10 protein-coding genes, 1 tRNA gene and 1 pseudogene are annotated in these 15073 nt (G+C 52.4%); all 12 read right to left on the bottom strand.

The annotated features are described in order from the left end of the window. Positions 1-307, bottom strand: a pseudogene (locus tag HMPREF3104_RS12700) (ATP-binding protein); the annotation flags it as partial. Positions 308-321: 14 nt separating this feature from the next. Continuing rightward, positions 322-1929: an IS21 family transposase gene (istA, locus tag HMPREF3104_RS02745; protein ID WP_070494097.1), complete on the bottom strand. Its 1608-nt coding sequence runs from the start codon at positions 1927-1929 to the stop codon at positions 322-324. Positions 1930-2256: 327 nt separating this feature from the next. After that, a complete protein-coding gene (locus tag HMPREF3104_RS02740) occupies positions 2257-5166 on the bottom strand; it encodes a glycosyltransferase (RefSeq protein WP_168156346.1) in 2910 nt (969 codons plus the stop codon). A 100-nt stretch (positions 5167-5266) separates the two neighbouring features. Then, complete coding sequence (locus HMPREF3104_RS02735) at positions 5267-6244, bottom strand: UDP-N-acetylglucosamine--N-acetylmuramyl-(pentapeptide) pyrophosphoryl-undecaprenol N-acetylglucosamine transferase (protein WP_141738104.1); 978 nt, start codon at positions 6242-6244, stop codon at positions 5267-5269. A gap of 367 nt (positions 6245-6611) precedes the next feature. Then, positions 6612-7892 carry a nucleotide sugar dehydrogenase gene (locus HMPREF3104_RS02730; RefSeq protein WP_070494092.1) on the bottom strand — a complete coding sequence of 427 codons (1281 nt, stop codon included), beginning with the start codon at positions 7890-7892 and terminating at the stop codon, positions 6612-6614. A gap of 113 nt (positions 7893-8005) precedes the next feature. Then, on the bottom strand, positions 8006-9256 hold the full coding sequence (locus HMPREF3104_RS02725; RefSeq protein WP_070494091.1) for a nucleotide sugar dehydrogenase: 1251 nt from the start codon (positions 9254-9256) through the stop codon (positions 8006-8008). Continuing rightward, complete coding sequence (locus HMPREF3104_RS11990; protein WP_083278886.1) at positions 9253-10788, bottom strand: glycosyltransferase; 1536 nt, start codon at positions 10786-10788, stop codon at positions 9253-9255. Before HMPREF3104_RS11990 ends, HMPREF3104_RS02725 begins: the two co-directional genes overlap by 4 nt. Positions 10789-10791: 3 nt before the next feature. After that, on the bottom strand, positions 10792-12084 hold the full coding sequence (locus HMPREF3104_RS11985) for a glycosyltransferase family 4 protein (RefSeq protein ID WP_083278885.1): 1293 nt from the start codon (positions 12082-12084) through the stop codon (positions 10792-10794). A 39-nt stretch (positions 12085-12123) separates the two neighbouring features. Next, a tRNA-Ile gene (locus tag HMPREF3104_RS02715) sits at positions 12124-12197 on the bottom strand. Between the two features lie 62 nt (positions 12198-12259). Continuing rightward, positions 12260-13438 carry a non-hydrolyzing UDP-N-acetylglucosamine 2-epimerase gene (wecB, locus tag HMPREF3104_RS02710; RefSeq protein WP_168156345.1) on the bottom strand — a complete coding sequence of 393 codons (1179 nt, stop codon included), beginning with the start codon at positions 13436-13438 and terminating at the stop codon, positions 12260-12262. A 143-nt stretch (positions 13439-13581) separates the two neighbouring features. Continuing rightward, a complete protein-coding gene (locus tag HMPREF3104_RS02705; protein WP_070494085.1) occupies positions 13582-14511 on the bottom strand; it encodes a Ppx/GppA phosphatase family protein in 930 nt (309 codons plus the stop codon). Beyond that, positions 14508-15065: a DUF501 domain-containing protein gene (locus tag HMPREF3104_RS02700; RefSeq protein ID WP_070494083.1), complete on the bottom strand. Its 558-nt coding sequence runs from the start codon at positions 15063-15065 to the stop codon at positions 14508-14510. The genes HMPREF3104_RS02705 and HMPREF3104_RS02700 overlap by 4 nt, the downstream gene beginning before the upstream one ends. Between the last annotated feature and the right edge of the window lie 8 nt (positions 15066-15073).

The raw sequence follows: 15073 nt of genomic DNA, 5'->3' as shown, positions 1-15073 counted from the left end.
GGTTTTCCCGCCAGTTGGTCGCCGCGATTCGTTTCAGTTGGCGCATGTTGATGCCGCGTTGCTCTGCCCAGGTGACTTCAGCCAGGCGGGCGCTTGGGTATCGGAATTGTGCCTGGGTGATGGCTTTGGCGATGTTGCGCTGTTGCCGTTGTGTGTAGGCCTCTTCGACTGCTGCGAGGAAGATGTCCTCTGGTAGCGCATCCGCGTAGGCCTCGTCGTTGACTACCTCGTAGAAGACATCAGCGAAGGTCGATACGCGAAGCTTTCGCATTTTTGCCCGTACTGTTTCATCGTCGATGTTACTCATGGTTCACACTCCTTCTAGTTTTTGTAGTGGTCAGCGGGCCGGATGAAGACGGCATCAGCTGCGTCGCCGGTAAGCGGGGCGCTTGGGCGTTGTTGGTTCTTCGTCGCGGGCTGTGTCCTTCGCCCTGGTGCAGCAGGGTGCTGCTGAGCGTGCGCAATGTCAGTCTGGATGCGCTTGATCACAGCCATAGTTGGAGCCAGCTTCTTTTCTAAGACCTGCTGGCATGCTGGTTCGAGGGTGGCTTTGCTGTGCTTTTTGCCCAGGTTGGCCAGTACGTTGCGTGCTTGGAGAAGTCCGCGGGGGACGGCGGCACTATTGCGATCGAGGATCATCGCTATGACCGTGTGCGTTGCAGAACCGAACGACGACGCCCAGGCCAAGAGTTCGTCGCGGGTGAGTGCCTTGTGGCCTTCGTCGTCGCTGCTTGGCCCATGGTTGGGATCAGTGGAATACCGGTATTTGAATCCGTGAAGACGTGTGTGCTCAGCAACGAGTTGATCACCGTTGAAGATGCTCACCAGTTGCGGGGTGAGCCTGACCGTCACTGCCTCTCCTACCAGCTGAAATGGCACCGAGTAGTACTGGTAGTCACAGGTGATGTGCCAGTTACGGTCGACTTTGCACCGCTTGTAGGACACTTCCGTAAACGGTGTCGGCGGCAGGTCGCGCATCACTGGTGCTTCTTCTTGCTCAAAGCGCATGCGCCGTGTTGTGCCATCAGCCCGCGTCATTGCGCTGTTGATATCTGCAAGACGGTCAGCGATTGCCTCATTGAGTTCATCGAGGTTGTAGAAGACCTCGTCGCTGAAGTATCCGAGTATTTTGGTGTAGGCGATTTTCACAGCACGCTCTACTGCCGCTTTGTCGCGGGGCCTGCCGGGCCTCGTCGGCACAATCGTGACCCCGTAGTAGTCGGCAAACGCTGCGTAGCGGTCAGTGACCATCCGGTAGCCTGAATGCTTCCTCGGCCGGTAGGTCGCCGTAGAGGCATTATCTGGCACGATGACCGCCGGTAATTTGCCAAGATAGTTCAACGCTTTGACGTGGCATGCAATCCAAGCCGGCATCTTCTCATTCGCAGCAGCAGTGACGTACATCAGCCCTGAGTACGGGCATACCGCGACAAACAGCGACGCCTTGAACGCGATATCACCACTGGCCTGATCCACCACCGACACCTTGTCGCCAGCCCAGTCAACGTACAGCTCTTGCCCCGGCTCATGAGTGACGACTTCGACGAGATCGTTGGCACGGAGAAATTCATTGAGCCCACTGCAAAACTGGGAGTACTGATACTTTGTCTTGTCCGTCGGACACGGCTGCGACAAGTAGTCCATCCACAGCTTATGCCTGGTCAAATGCTTCTGGCTTTGAAGCTTGCATGCGAGGGCTTGAAAATCAGGCTGGTCGTAGGACATCGTCCGCTTACTCCGACCGTCGCTGAACCGATCATCGAACCAACCCGGTGGAAGTTGACAGAAACGCTCTGGCGTCAGTGCCTCATCAGCGATAACTTTCTTTGCGCGGGATACTTCTCGTCGTGAACATCCCAATGCGTGTGTGATCTGCGCATAGCTTGCACCGTCAAGGCACATCGCGATGATCTGTTTGAAGTTGGCCACAAGGACCGGCTCCTTCCAAGTAGATGTTGACGCGACACCAGCGGATTGTGGTGTCGCCAGCATCAACTATGAAAGAAAACCCCTTGCAGTACCGGGTACGCGGAACACCGGTACCAACTACGCGGACTCGCGGTACCAACTACCCCGAATCGACAACACCTTGACAATAGACCGGGATCAGGTTACCCGGGGACGCCAAACACCGACCGAAAGAGGGATTCAGTAAACACAAGAGCCTTAGTCGCGAAGTCGAACACTGTCACATCCTCTGCAGCTACAAGCCATTTTCGACGATTTTTCTTTATCAGCGCTCACAAACTTTGTAGGTTAGGACAATCGCTCCAAGAATGCCTTTTCCGAGAACTTGTCTTTAACGGCAGAAATAGCCTTTCCAGATTGCGCTGCATAAGCCGCCGGGTCATTCCAAAATTCCTGAACGATCCTCTGAACCTCATCGGGCTCGGCGTATACAGCACCGTCTCCAAAGTTTGGTTGCATGTATTTCGGGAGGACTACTACAAGCCCCCTAGACATCGCTTCAACGGCAGCCATCCCAAAAGACTCAGTGAGAGAATCCGCGTGATAATAGACCCAAAAGTCCAGCGAATCAAGAAAGTGCGCAATAGGTTCCGCGTTGAATTCGAGCAATTCTGCGTGGCCGGCGAATTCCTCTACAGCTGCTGGCCCCAACGAGTCTATTCCGCCCATAATTCGTACATCATATACATCGTTATTGAAGTAGACCTGTCGAATGGTAGATAACTTAGACGGCCATTTAAGTTTAGAATCTCTGGAATGACGTCCGAGCTTCGGCCTATCTGAACCCACACTTCGTGGAGAATCCACCACCAAGTCAGAATCAACGAAACCAGGCCAAGTACCTTTTTCGAGCATCGATCCAGATACCAATGGACGCGCAAGAGCCTGTGTCACACCGCTCTCCGCGAAAATTCGAGGTTTAGTTCCAAACAAACGCTCTGCTTTCGAGCACACCTCATTAAGGTCAAACACAAAGCCGCGGCCACCAGCCAACACAGGCGGGTTATTAACCACGATTATAAGCTCGTTAACGACGAAATTTGATGTCAAATTCTCGGCAAACTGGAGCACTGACGGATGCCGTATGACCAGTTTCTCAATAGTAATTTGGTCATTCAAAGAGACAACTGAGACGTTCGGTTTCCCCGCAATTGCTAGAGATCTTTCAGTTACTTCCCTGCCGGTATTAACCGGAGAGAAGAGGTGCAGCATTCCGGTCCTTAAGCCCGCTGTGCTTGCCGCGGAAATTTCATTCAACGTTAAGGACGAAGTGCCTCCTGGAAATGAGAAATCTGTACCGAACACAACATCAAATGACCCCAGATGCTTTCCACGATTTCCCGGGAGCATGTTTAAAGGAGTGGCATCAATTTTAGGATTCGCCCAACTCACAGAACCACGAGATTCGCGAACCTTCTTGTGAAAGTCCGTGTACGCCCGCTGATAGAATAGCCGGGCCGGATCGATATAGCCGCGCCCAATCTCTCCCGCGGTAAGTGACGCCTCATGGGTACGGGTAAACGACAGGGGTGCGTCGCCTACCACTTCGACTGTCCGACCGCTTTGTTCACGCAGTCTATCGCGGAATTCTGCGTCACCACCTCGGTTGACTTGGTCCCATCCGCCTAACTTTTGCAACAGGTCACGGCGAACAAGCAATGACGAATAGTTTGCCTGGCAGAAGGAGGGATTATTGTTAATCCGCTTAAAATAGATGCCCTCCGTCGCGCGGACATGCCGTGACATATTGCCGGGGCAGAGAGGATCGGCCAAAAGCCGGGTCATCTGAAACTCGATCTTCTGTGGGTGTGACCAGTCGTCATCATCATGAACCGTAACAAACTCCCCGTTCGCAACGGCTAAAGCATCGTTTCTCGCCGGGTAAGCACCCTTATTCTGGTCATTGAGAATCAATCGAACGTTCTCATAGTTTTTGCAGATATTTACCAGCTTCTGCTGATGCTCTGCGGAAGAACCATCATCCACTACTATGACTTCGATATTCTTCCATGTCTGATTTCGTAAGCTATCTAAGGCAGTCTCAATGTGCTCACTACCGTTAAACGTAGGAACAATTACTGTTACAAGTGGTCCCTCTATATAAGCGAGTTCGGTGTCTGGCCTGATTCGATCTAATGCTGGACCAGACCTACTCGAGTCTAAGGCAATAGGTATCAACCCATTCTTTGCGAAGAGACTATTGATCACCTCAGCCCAGGTTGCCATTCCGTCATCCCGCGAAGACGCCTCGTTGGCCTTCATAAGCTCGAAATGAACAGGATCCCGGCGGGCGAGGCGATTTTGCCTTGCGAATTTTATTGCTTCGGTATGCCGACCTTGTGCCGCAAGCACTTCTGGATAGATATACAAGTCACTTCGGCCGAACTTCTTTGCTCCATGGATTTTCATTACAGCATTGAAGATCACTTCTGAGTCGTCAATATCAGATTCTGTGATTGCTTGATTGGCTAAAATCCGCGCTAGCGTTAGAAGTTGATCGCAACGCCAGTGCGCTGCCACATCGTTTCCAGGAAGCTTTCCGGCGCGCATTGTTCGCAAAATGCGCTGAATGTCGGTGGCGTCGTATTGCATTGACGTTGCAGCTCTTGCGAAAACGTCTCGCATCGCAGTGCTTTTGACCCGCAGCGCAAACGTTTCAAGCCGTCCGCGAATCTTCAGCGCGCGTTCCGCCATCTCATATTCAGGACCGATCCCACCCCGAAAGACTACCGTTCCGTCGTTATTGCCTAGATGCTTAACGTTAAGACCCTGACCTTTCGGTACTTCAACAACCTTGACTATCGCCTCGGGTTCAGCCGCATCTCGGTAGGCGCTTCCAACAAGCCCTAAGACTAGCGAGGCCATCCCCATTTCGACGGCGAACGACATGACCAGGAGACTTACACCGACCGCCTCACTACCAAAAAATACGGTGATCGCACTCGCCACAGCTGTGATGAGGTTGAATATTCCGAGAATAAAGAATCGGCTAGCCCCTAGATGCCTCAATCGAGCCAAGCCAGTTAACACCTGGCCGCCCCTTTGTGTCCTTTTCCTTTCAACTGCGTCCCTATGTCCAAACAGAAGGAGAAGAGTGGCAGAAACAGAAAGACCAGCACCAACCACAACTGCAACCCTTGTGGAGAGAATGGTAGCCGCCAAAACCGCCATCAGAGCACCAAAGACTGAGATAGCCACGGCTAGGCTCCCCAATTTTCGACCATTCCCGCGCCGTAACTGCGTAAGAGAGTCAGGATTACGAAACATAAAGTTAACCACTAGTACTTACCTCACAAGACTAGGTATCAGACCCGAACTTGGTATCTAACCATCCAGCAATGCTTTCCGCACCGGTCGCAGGTGGCGCGGCATGCGTCTTATCAACGATATTTTCACGGACAACGCTGTTTGCCAATGCAGAAACTGCGTGACGAATTTCCGCTTCATCCATAGCGCACAATCCCATTCCCAAAGCAGCGACCGTCTCAGCTCGCCGCACCTGATCGTCGGTCTTCGTGAATTGATTTGGCACGAATACCGCAGGCAATGACAGTGAGATACTCTCCTGAACCGAGTTATACCCCGCTGCTAAGACAGCAAATTCGAAAGCACTAAAGTACTGTGCCACCGGAAATGCTCGAACAACCTGTGCGCCTTGAACTTCTTTGGGATGCTGATCTAGCGGGTTTGCAACAAGCACAGGGCTGTACCCTTCGGCGAGAACGGCATCGATAGCTGCTCTTCTCAAGGCAGAAGCATCATTAATCACACCACCGCCAAGTTGTATGAGAACATACTTGGGCCCTAGCTCTAGTCCCAATTCTCGTTGCGCCGTGCGGGCCTCAATCATATCTTCGGGTGCGGTCATCACCACCGAAGGAAACTTCAAGACCTCAAAATTGCTATGCGATTCCTCAACCTGAACATCTCCATAGTCCCCCGGCACTAATACACCGTCACAATAGAGCTGTGGATTCATCAGTTGCACCGAGCTACGAGCTACCTCTTCGCGCCAGCATCCTCGACGCAACCAGAAAATCGGAACCCTATACCGCTGGCAGTTTTCCACAAGCGGTTCGTATATAAAGGTTCCATCAAATACAACCACAGCAGGCTCAACAATCTCGAGATAGAGCGAAAGCTGACGAGAAAATAGCTTTCCCCAAGTGTCATTGTCCAGCCCAAGAGTATTCTGGCTAGGAAAATAGTGAATATTAGAATTGATATCATTAAGCGATCGATACGCCGACGACAGTGTAAGCGTGATCGCTTCCAAGTTCTCGATTTTGGCGACGATAGCCGAAACTCTGGAGATATGCCCAAGCCCAGCACCGTTACTTGTGACGAACAAGACTCTAGGCTTACTACTCTTCGCGGTTTTAGCTGTCGGTGCGGGCTGACGAGAAAGCCTACGCCTTTGTCTCAGGCTTTTAGCGAGCCCGTCAGCTAGGATTCGTAGCTTTTTCGGTCGCACGGCCAAAGCAAATAGTCCAAACGCCGTCGCGACTGGAGGCAGCCACATAGCTGGCTTAAATCGCCCATCGTCCAAGCGTAATGTAAAAACCACGTTACTTAGGATGAGAGCCGATGCAGCCACTCCCACCATTTTCCTAAACATAAACCCGCTCTACGTTTGCTTCGTTCTATAGCCGAACCGCATTATCCGTGTCAGTAATACCCACGGTGTCAAAAAAGATTGCGGCGGCCCTGGCTAGGTTCTCTACATCGTAGGTCGAATGTGGCTGCAACAGCACCACAATGTCCGCTTCTTCTACGCTCTTCTCAAGGTCATCAACGCAATCGATCGACCAAGTTGTGCTCGCGGGATCATCGGAAACATTCCAATTTCCGACATAAGGATCGTGGTAGGAAACTTCAGCACCGAACTCCATGAACCGCTGAGCCACCGGCACCGCCGGAGACTGACGTTGATCGGCGATATCCGGCTTGTAAGTTACGCCCAGCAGTAGCACTTTCGAACCATTCAGTGCTTTCTTTTCGAGGTTCAACAGTCTCGAAGCTCGGTCAACCACGTAGGCCGGCATTGAATTGTTAATCTCTTGCGCAAGCTCTACGAACCTAAATGGGTAACCGAGCTCTTTCCGAACTTCGTAGGACAGGTAATTAGGATCAATCGGAATGCAGTGGCCGCCCACACCCGGCCCCGGATTAAAACGCATGAAGCCGAATGGCTTCGTCGACGCTCCTCGGATCACTTCCCAAATGTTGATTCCGAGCTCATTGCAGAACTGTGCCATCTCGTTCACTAGCGCAATGTTGACGTGACGGAAAGTGTTCTCCAAAAGCTTTGCTGTCTCGGCCTCTTTAGTACCTTCGACATCAACGACAGTGTCGATGAAGCTTCCGTAGAACTCTTTCGCCTTCGAGCTAGACTCTGCATCCAAACCACCTACCAATTTCGGGGTATTTGTGATGCCGAACTTTTTCGATCCTGGGTCAACGCGTTCTGGACTGTAGGCAACATGGAAGTCCTTACCTGCGACCATTTTAGAATGCCCCTCCAACAGGGGAACGCAGACATTATCAGTCGTTCCGGGATACGTTGTGGATTCGAGGATGTATGTGCTCCCTTTGCGCAGGTGACGACCGACGGTGGAAGTAGCTGCTTCGACCGCCCTCAGGTCGGGTGAACCTGCGTCGCCAAGCGGAGTAGGAACACAGACAACCACAATCTGACTATTGGCGATGCAAGTTGGGTCGACGGTAGCTTCGTAGCCAAGAGAAATCATTTCCTCAATATCGCCATCCGACAAGTCGTCGACGTGGGATTTACCACTATTTATCGCTTCAACGGTCTTTGCGTTGGTGTCCAAGCCCCAAATCTTCCAGCCTGCTTTTGCTGCTGCCTGTGCGAGAGGCAGACCAACGTACCCCTGTCCCACAATCGTTGCTGTTCTTTCCACAATTCCTCCCAATTTGGTCAATCGTTTACCGTCGATGATCTCGAGCGAGTAACAAAAGCCTGTCCGTTGATCAACGCATTAACTATACGTTTTACTCGCTGGCTCGCGCACATCTAGAACATGTTTCGAGTATCAACAACCGTTGCTTCCCCGAAATCATCTGCTTCGATCCTCTTAAAGTCGTCGTGCGCAACAAGCCCCACAACAACGTCGAAGCCTCGGAGAACACTGGGTACTTCAGCACTGAAACGCACATTTTCGGCTACGCTCAACCACCCGGGGAGCTCGGATGCCATCGGGTCAACCACGAGAATTTCGCTACTAGGCAACTCTCGTGAAAGCATTGAAACTACCGTGACTGCGGGCGACTCCCTGACATCGTCAACATTTTCTTTGAACGTGATACCGAGTACGAGGATTGAAGCGGTAACTTTTGAGCCAAGAGCTCCAATCACACGGTTTACAACTTGCTTAGGCTTTCCGTCATTGACCGCCCGTGCTGCTTCAATCATCGGAGTCGGTGTCTCCGAAGCGGCTGCCAAAAACCACGGATCAACCGCGATGCAGTGCCCGCCCACTCCGGGGCCAGGTTTCAGAATATTCACACGGGGATGGTGATTTGCCAAGGAAATCACCTCCCAGGCATTGGCCCCTAAGTCCCGAGAGATGATCTCTAGCTCATTTGCAAAAGCGATGTTGATATCGCGGAAAGTGTTCTCGGCGAGTTTTGTAATTTCTGCAGTTGTCGCATCCGTCAGATGAATCGTTCCATGACAAAACGATTCGTACAGCGCCTTCGCCCGCGTTGCGGCAGACTCTGTAAGCCCACCCGCAATCCTGTCATTCTCGGAAATCTCGAAGAGTATATTCCCTGGTAAAACCCGCTCGGGACAGTAAGCGAACTGGATCAAATCACTCTCAACGTGGTTGCAGAGATCAGGACGAGCCTCGAGGACCCAATTTCGGACTTGCCATGTTGTACCAGGCGGACACGTTGATTCTACGACGATCAGTTCATCGCCTTGCAGGCGTCCACTAACTTGCCTGATGGCTGATTTCAAATAGGCTAAATCTACCGTCTTGTCCTCGTCAATGGGCGTTGGCACTGCCACGATATAACAGTTCGCATCGGGGAGATTTTCCACCACTGTGAGCGATCCGGATTCAATGACTTCTCGCAGCACTGAGTCCAGTCCTTTTTCCACAAACGGCGCTCGCCCACCGGAAATGATTTGTCGTTTTATCTCGTCAATCTCGTAGCCAGCAACATTGCCGATTGCTCTGGCCAGCACAACGGCGGTAGGCAGTCCGATATAGCCCAGCCCAACGACGCAAACTGAAGCTCGCTGGTTTCGCTCACTCACATTGACTCGCTTTCTAATTCGCCCACGACCTTTTGGTAGAAGGCCACGATATCTGTTGCAATTCTTGGCCAGGTTCGAGTTTCAGCCCAAGCCTTTCCTTTCGAAACATCTTCGCAGTTTGTTCGGCAACTAATTATGGCACTTGCCAATTCTTTAGGGTTGTCCGCCGTAAAGTACTTTGCGTGTCCCCCGGTCACCTCCCTGAGCGCGGGCAAGTCCGATGCAACCACTGGAATCCCCAACGCTAACGCTGCTAATGGTTTGATCGGGGTCACTGTCCTGCAGACCGGTAGGTCTTTCCGTGGCACAACGAACATATCCAACGCACGGTACCACCGAAGCGCCTGATCTTGAGGTTGTCTCCCTGCAAAGCAAACGCGGGATGACACATCCAAATCCTTCGCCACCTGTTTCAACCGATTGAGATCTTCCCCATCACCGACAATGAGCGCCTGATACGTCGGAGGAAGCAAAGGCAAAGCACGTATCAGAGTCTCTAACCCCTCATAGTGAACCACTGATGTAACGGTGCCGATTGTGAATTTCTCCGGGTCCACTCCAGCCCGCCGCTTAGCTTCCTCTGCTGACAACTCGTAGGAGAAAATTGCTTCCTCAGCGGCGTTGGGAGCAACTAAAATTTTCCCAGGCTCAACTCCGCGCGCAATGAGACTGTCACGAGCGATTTCGCTTAACACCACCACCCCATTTGCACGCTTCGCCGCTTCGAGTTCTTTTTCCCGCCACCGCCGGTAATGTTCCGACTTTTCAGAACGTTGTTGTCCACTCCTGGTCGGAGCAGATAGCCATGTTTTCTCGATCTCGCCCCGCATCTCGTATATCCATGGCAGCCCTGCAATATCCGCAGCTCGGGATACGACCACTGCATTAGGGAAACCAGTAGTCGTATGTAGAACCGTTGGCAGACACTGGTCTGCCCGTTCTTTAATCCCGCTAGCAGCACGACAGATATAGCGTTTCACTGTTGCGGGGTGAACTCCGTCAACATCTCGAAAATAGTCGACTCCATCGATAATGTCCTGCGTTTTAAATACCGGCTCGCCAACCTCCGCCGGATAATTCAATCGCGTTTGAGCGGCTACCGGAAAGCCTGACTGCGCAATCGCACCCAATAACGCATGTGTGCGTTTTGAATAACCAGAGTTCGTATACGGAAGAGAGTTACCGCATGCATACAGGACCCCATTTTTAAGGTTTTGGCCCCCCACTGGATCGTTGCCATTTGACCTCAAAATCGGCGCAGAAAACCAATCCAGTTTTTGGCGACACCGAATGCGTACTAACAAATTCTTCCATGTCTCCAGAGGCTGTAAAACACTGAACTCCGCTTTCTTGATTGCCTCAGAGTACTCGCCTAGATCCTCTAACCGCTCTGCTTCGGTTAAGCTCACTTGACGGAGTGGACTAACCCCGAGTTTCCGACGCACCTTTGAAGCAAGGTCACCAGGGTCCAGCAAGAACTGCTGGGCAATATAAGTGGTAAAAGCACTGAAAGAACGCAGGGTATTTAGCATTTCTCACCTTCCAGTGGCTTTGTCCAAGATCACTCTTAAGGTACTTGGTACCACCGTCTTCTCTTCATGTTGAAGAGCTCTTGCGGGGCCATTACCGACCACTAGGCGTCTACGATCTCGACTCAGTTCGCACCAGAGTTCAGCAAGTGCTTCAGGGTCATTCGGTGGTACAACGTCCCCTGCACTCAAACTACGAATTATGTCAGCCGTTTCACCTTGAATTGCGCCACTAATATGAATCCCAAGCTGAATCAGTTCAAAGGTCTTACTCGGCACAGCTGCTTTCAGAGGCTCCCAATCCGCAAGATGAACCAGTGCGGTATCTGCCCACTCATAGTGATCTGCAATCTGCTCAGCACCAAGACGTCGATGGATTTCAATGGGCAAGTCACTTCCCTTAATCATTGACCTCAGCGCTGCGCTAGCTGCGCCTGCCCCAACCAGGCGAAGTTCCACTCGGCATCCTTCAGCATTCGCAATTCGGACAGCCTCGACTGCATTGGATAGTTGCTGCGCTCGCCCTAGAGTTCCTGCATAGAGAACCCGAAGCGGATCCTCTTTTCGCTGTGGTCCTCGTTTTTCCGGCGCAGACAGTGGAGGAAAAACATTGCGAATTGTTGCTAAGTAGGGTTTACGGCTTGGTTTGTTCTCGCCCATCCGCTCCGACAACAATTGTTTAAGATAATCAGATGTCAGGATCATAGCGGTGCTGTGCTCATAGCAAAACTGCAACGACAGGTGAGTCAACTTACTTACAAGCTGAAGTGGCCCCCTCTGCAAAAAGCGCTCGCGCAACGATTTCCGTCCTGTGCCGGCGTTCCAGGACGAGCTGTAATCAAGAAGGTCTGGCCAAGCGTCTCTTAAATCAATGATGTAGGGCCGATTAAATAGACGCCCCACCAGGTACGCTGCTACGGCTGTGGGCAACGCAGGTACGGTCCCGATCACTAGGTCAGGTTTGAAGTCGCGAGATTTCCGCTGCCGAAAACTAGTCACTACTGTGCTTACCGCTACATATCCCTGGTTTAATGCGCGGTAAGTTAAGGACTTATTGGAAGGAAGATATCCGCAGCGCCATATTTTTTCGCCGTTGGGGCCAACCTCGTAAGCGGAATGTCGATCGGTAATCGATTTGACGTATTCTATGAAACTAAGTTCACGGTTGTAATGAGGAGGTGGTGCCACCACCACTACTTCGTGTCCAAGATCCCTTAGATGGTTTGTCAGCCACGACCAGCGACGCTGAGGCACTCCGTTCTCCGGCCACCAATACTGTGAAAGTACCAAAATACGCAAGTGTATTTTCCTTTCGGTATTGGTAGTCCGAACTCGAAGTGGGGCCAGCGGGGCTCGAACCCGCGACCAACGGATTATGAGTCCGTAGCTCTAACCGACTGAGCTATGGCCCCTAGTTTGTGGGAAAGTATAGCCTTGCACCCCTGTCTGTAATGAAATGCCCTGGCCCCGACTTCTAGGTGCGCCGCCAACCCTGCCCAATGAGTGAACTGTAGAGCGCATCGGCGACCCGATATGAAGCTCGCCCTTCTCCATATGGGCTTGAAACGACCGCCATAGCTGCCCGCTCCTCATCGTCTTCCAGAATTCTGGCAGCCGCCTCTACTATTCGGTTCGAGTCCGTACCTACTAAACGGACAGATCCAGACTGGAGAACTTCATTCCTTTCAGTCTTATCCCGCATCAGCAACACCGGAACACCCAATGCTGGCGCTTCTTCTTGCACACCTCCGGAGTCCGTAATCACCATCCAGCTACGTCTCAAAAGTGCTGTAAATTCTGGATAGGGCAAGGCATCGACCAAAAATATGTTGTCTTTACCCTCCAGTGTCTGCTGGAAGACTTTTCTAATTAGCGGGTTGGCATGAAGGGAAACCACAAACGAAGTCTTGCTGAACGATTTGGCGAGTTGGCTTATCGCAGATGCAATCTCCTCTAGCTTGTTCAGATTCTCTCTTCTGTGCGCCGTCACCAAAACGAACCTTGTGTCCCGGTTAACGAGGTCTTTCACTCGGTCATCAGAAAAGTCGACATCCCATTCTGCAACCTCGAAGAGAGCGTCGATGACTGTGTTCCCGGTTATGACAATCTTTTCCTTGGGGACGCCTTCAGCTAATAAGTTTTGCGCAGCATCTCCGGACGGTGCACAGTGTAGGTCTGCAATTTGACTGAGTAGCCGGCGGTTTGCTTCTTCAGGGAATGGAGCACGAATATCTCCGGTCCGCAATCCTGCTTCAAGATGCGCCACCTTTACTCCCCTGTTAAACGTTGCCAACCCGGCAGCAAAGGCAGTCGTAGTATCCCCTTGGACGAGAGCTAGCTGAGGTTCAACGTCCGCAATGATCGAGTCGAGGCCATCAATTGTCGATGCTAGTAGCTCATTAAGTGCTCTTCCCACCGGCATCGCCGGGAGCTGATAATCAGCCTGAATACCGAATCCCTCGACAATCGATGTAAGCATCTGCTGGTGCTGTGCTGTCGAGACCACGACCACATTCAAGTCGTCATACGACTTCAATCGACGGATAACCGGTGCAAGTTTGATGGCCTCGGGTCGTGTGCCATACACCACCATCACCGTCGGGTTTTCACTTACCATTCCTCGTCCAAGCTTCTTTCTCCGCTCAAAATCCATGGACCTCAAGCCTTCTATGCGTCCCATGAACTCTACCGGCAGTTGTGAAGCCAATGCGAACTTCAAGTCCCAATTACATTAGCCACCAATTGCTAATACGTTCTATGAACAGTCGACAGACCCCGTATCGGACGGCCCTAGTGCTAAGTAAGCCCAGCGACAATCCCATCCAGGATGTCTTTCTCACTAACCACAATTCGGCTCGCGTTTGCTTCGCGTCCGAAGAAGTCAATCAGTTCTTCGACAACGGCCGAGCCTGCTGCAATCACGTCTGCGCGGCCCGGGTGCATCACCGGGTCCTCAAGACGTTGAGCAGCAGTCTTCAACCGCAGATCAGTCGTGACCTCACGCATGCGATCAAACGAGATCTCTGACATGTGGATCCGCTCAGGATCATAAGCGGGCAGATGCTGAGCAATCGCAGCAATCGTAGTAAACGTACCTGCACACCCCACAAACGTCCGAGCATGTGCAAAAGGCACCTCGGCAGCTGCCTCTGCAATACGCTCACGAATGTAAGCACGCGCAGCTGAAGTCTCTTCCTCCGTAGGCGGATCCGTACGCATGAAACGCTCAGTCACGCGCACACAACCCATACGAGTGGAAACAGCGTGGCCCTCCATAACGAACTCAGTAGAGCCACCACCAAGGTCAATCACACAGAAGGGACCGCGAGCCGGATCAATATCAGCAGTTGCGCCGGCGAACGACAGTGCGGCTTCCTCCTCGCCAGTGATCACCTCCGCTTGGGCACCAGGTTGGATACGGCCGAGCAGATCACGGGTCATCAAGAAGAAATCCTCGCGGTTGGAAGCGTCACGAGTTGCAGAAGTAGCAACCATCCGAACCTTGGATACGCCCTCGCGCTCCATCGTGTCCACGTACGCCGCGAGTGCTTTACGAGTCCGCTCAATTGCATCCGGGTGAAACCGCCCTGATTCATCAACACCCTGTCCCAAGCGAACGATGGTGTTCTCACGAGTTACTTCACCAGTAGCAGTGTCGTGAATCAGCAGGCGAATCGAGTTTGTGCCGCAATCTACCGCTGCTACACGATTGGCAGTGGCACTCATGCCAGCCCCTCCCCTGCCTCTTCAAGCGTGATACCGAGGTCTGCAAGCGTGGGCCAATCCGCAGGGATAGCAGTACCGCGCAGATCACCATGCTCCGCAGCAAGAGCAACCGCCTCGGTACCGAAGCGGAAGTGATCAGGGCCTTCTGCAAGCGCGTAAGCAATGAGCACGTGCAAGCACTTCACACGATCCGGCATACCGCCGCCAGAAAAGTCCGTACCTAAGTCATGCAGGGCATTGCGCTTAGCCAAGAAGTGCTCATGGGCCGCCTTGTAATCCGCGCGAAGCGCCTCACCCTCTTCGGTATCTGCGTTGAGACGAGCCTCCATCCACTTCATCACCTGAGCCACTTCCAGGCGTGACGCTTCAGCTGTCAGACGGGGGTCAGTCAGGTAGTAGAGCGTGGGAAACGGTGTGCCATCGTCAAGCTTGGGCTCCGTTTTTACCACTGCCGGCTGGCCGTCAGGCGTGCGGTAAGAAACCTCCAAAACGCCACGGGGCGTGCGGCCGAGCTGAGTAGTGATGGTGTCAATATCTTGCTGGGTGACAGACATGCACCCGA

The organism is Corynebacterium sp. HMSC30G07 (assembly GCF_001806945.1).
Taxonomy (GTDB): Bacteria; Actinomycetota; Actinomycetes; order Mycobacteriales; family Mycobacteriaceae; genus Corynebacterium; species Corynebacterium riegelii.
This window is presented reverse-complemented; position numbering and strand designations above follow the sequence as displayed.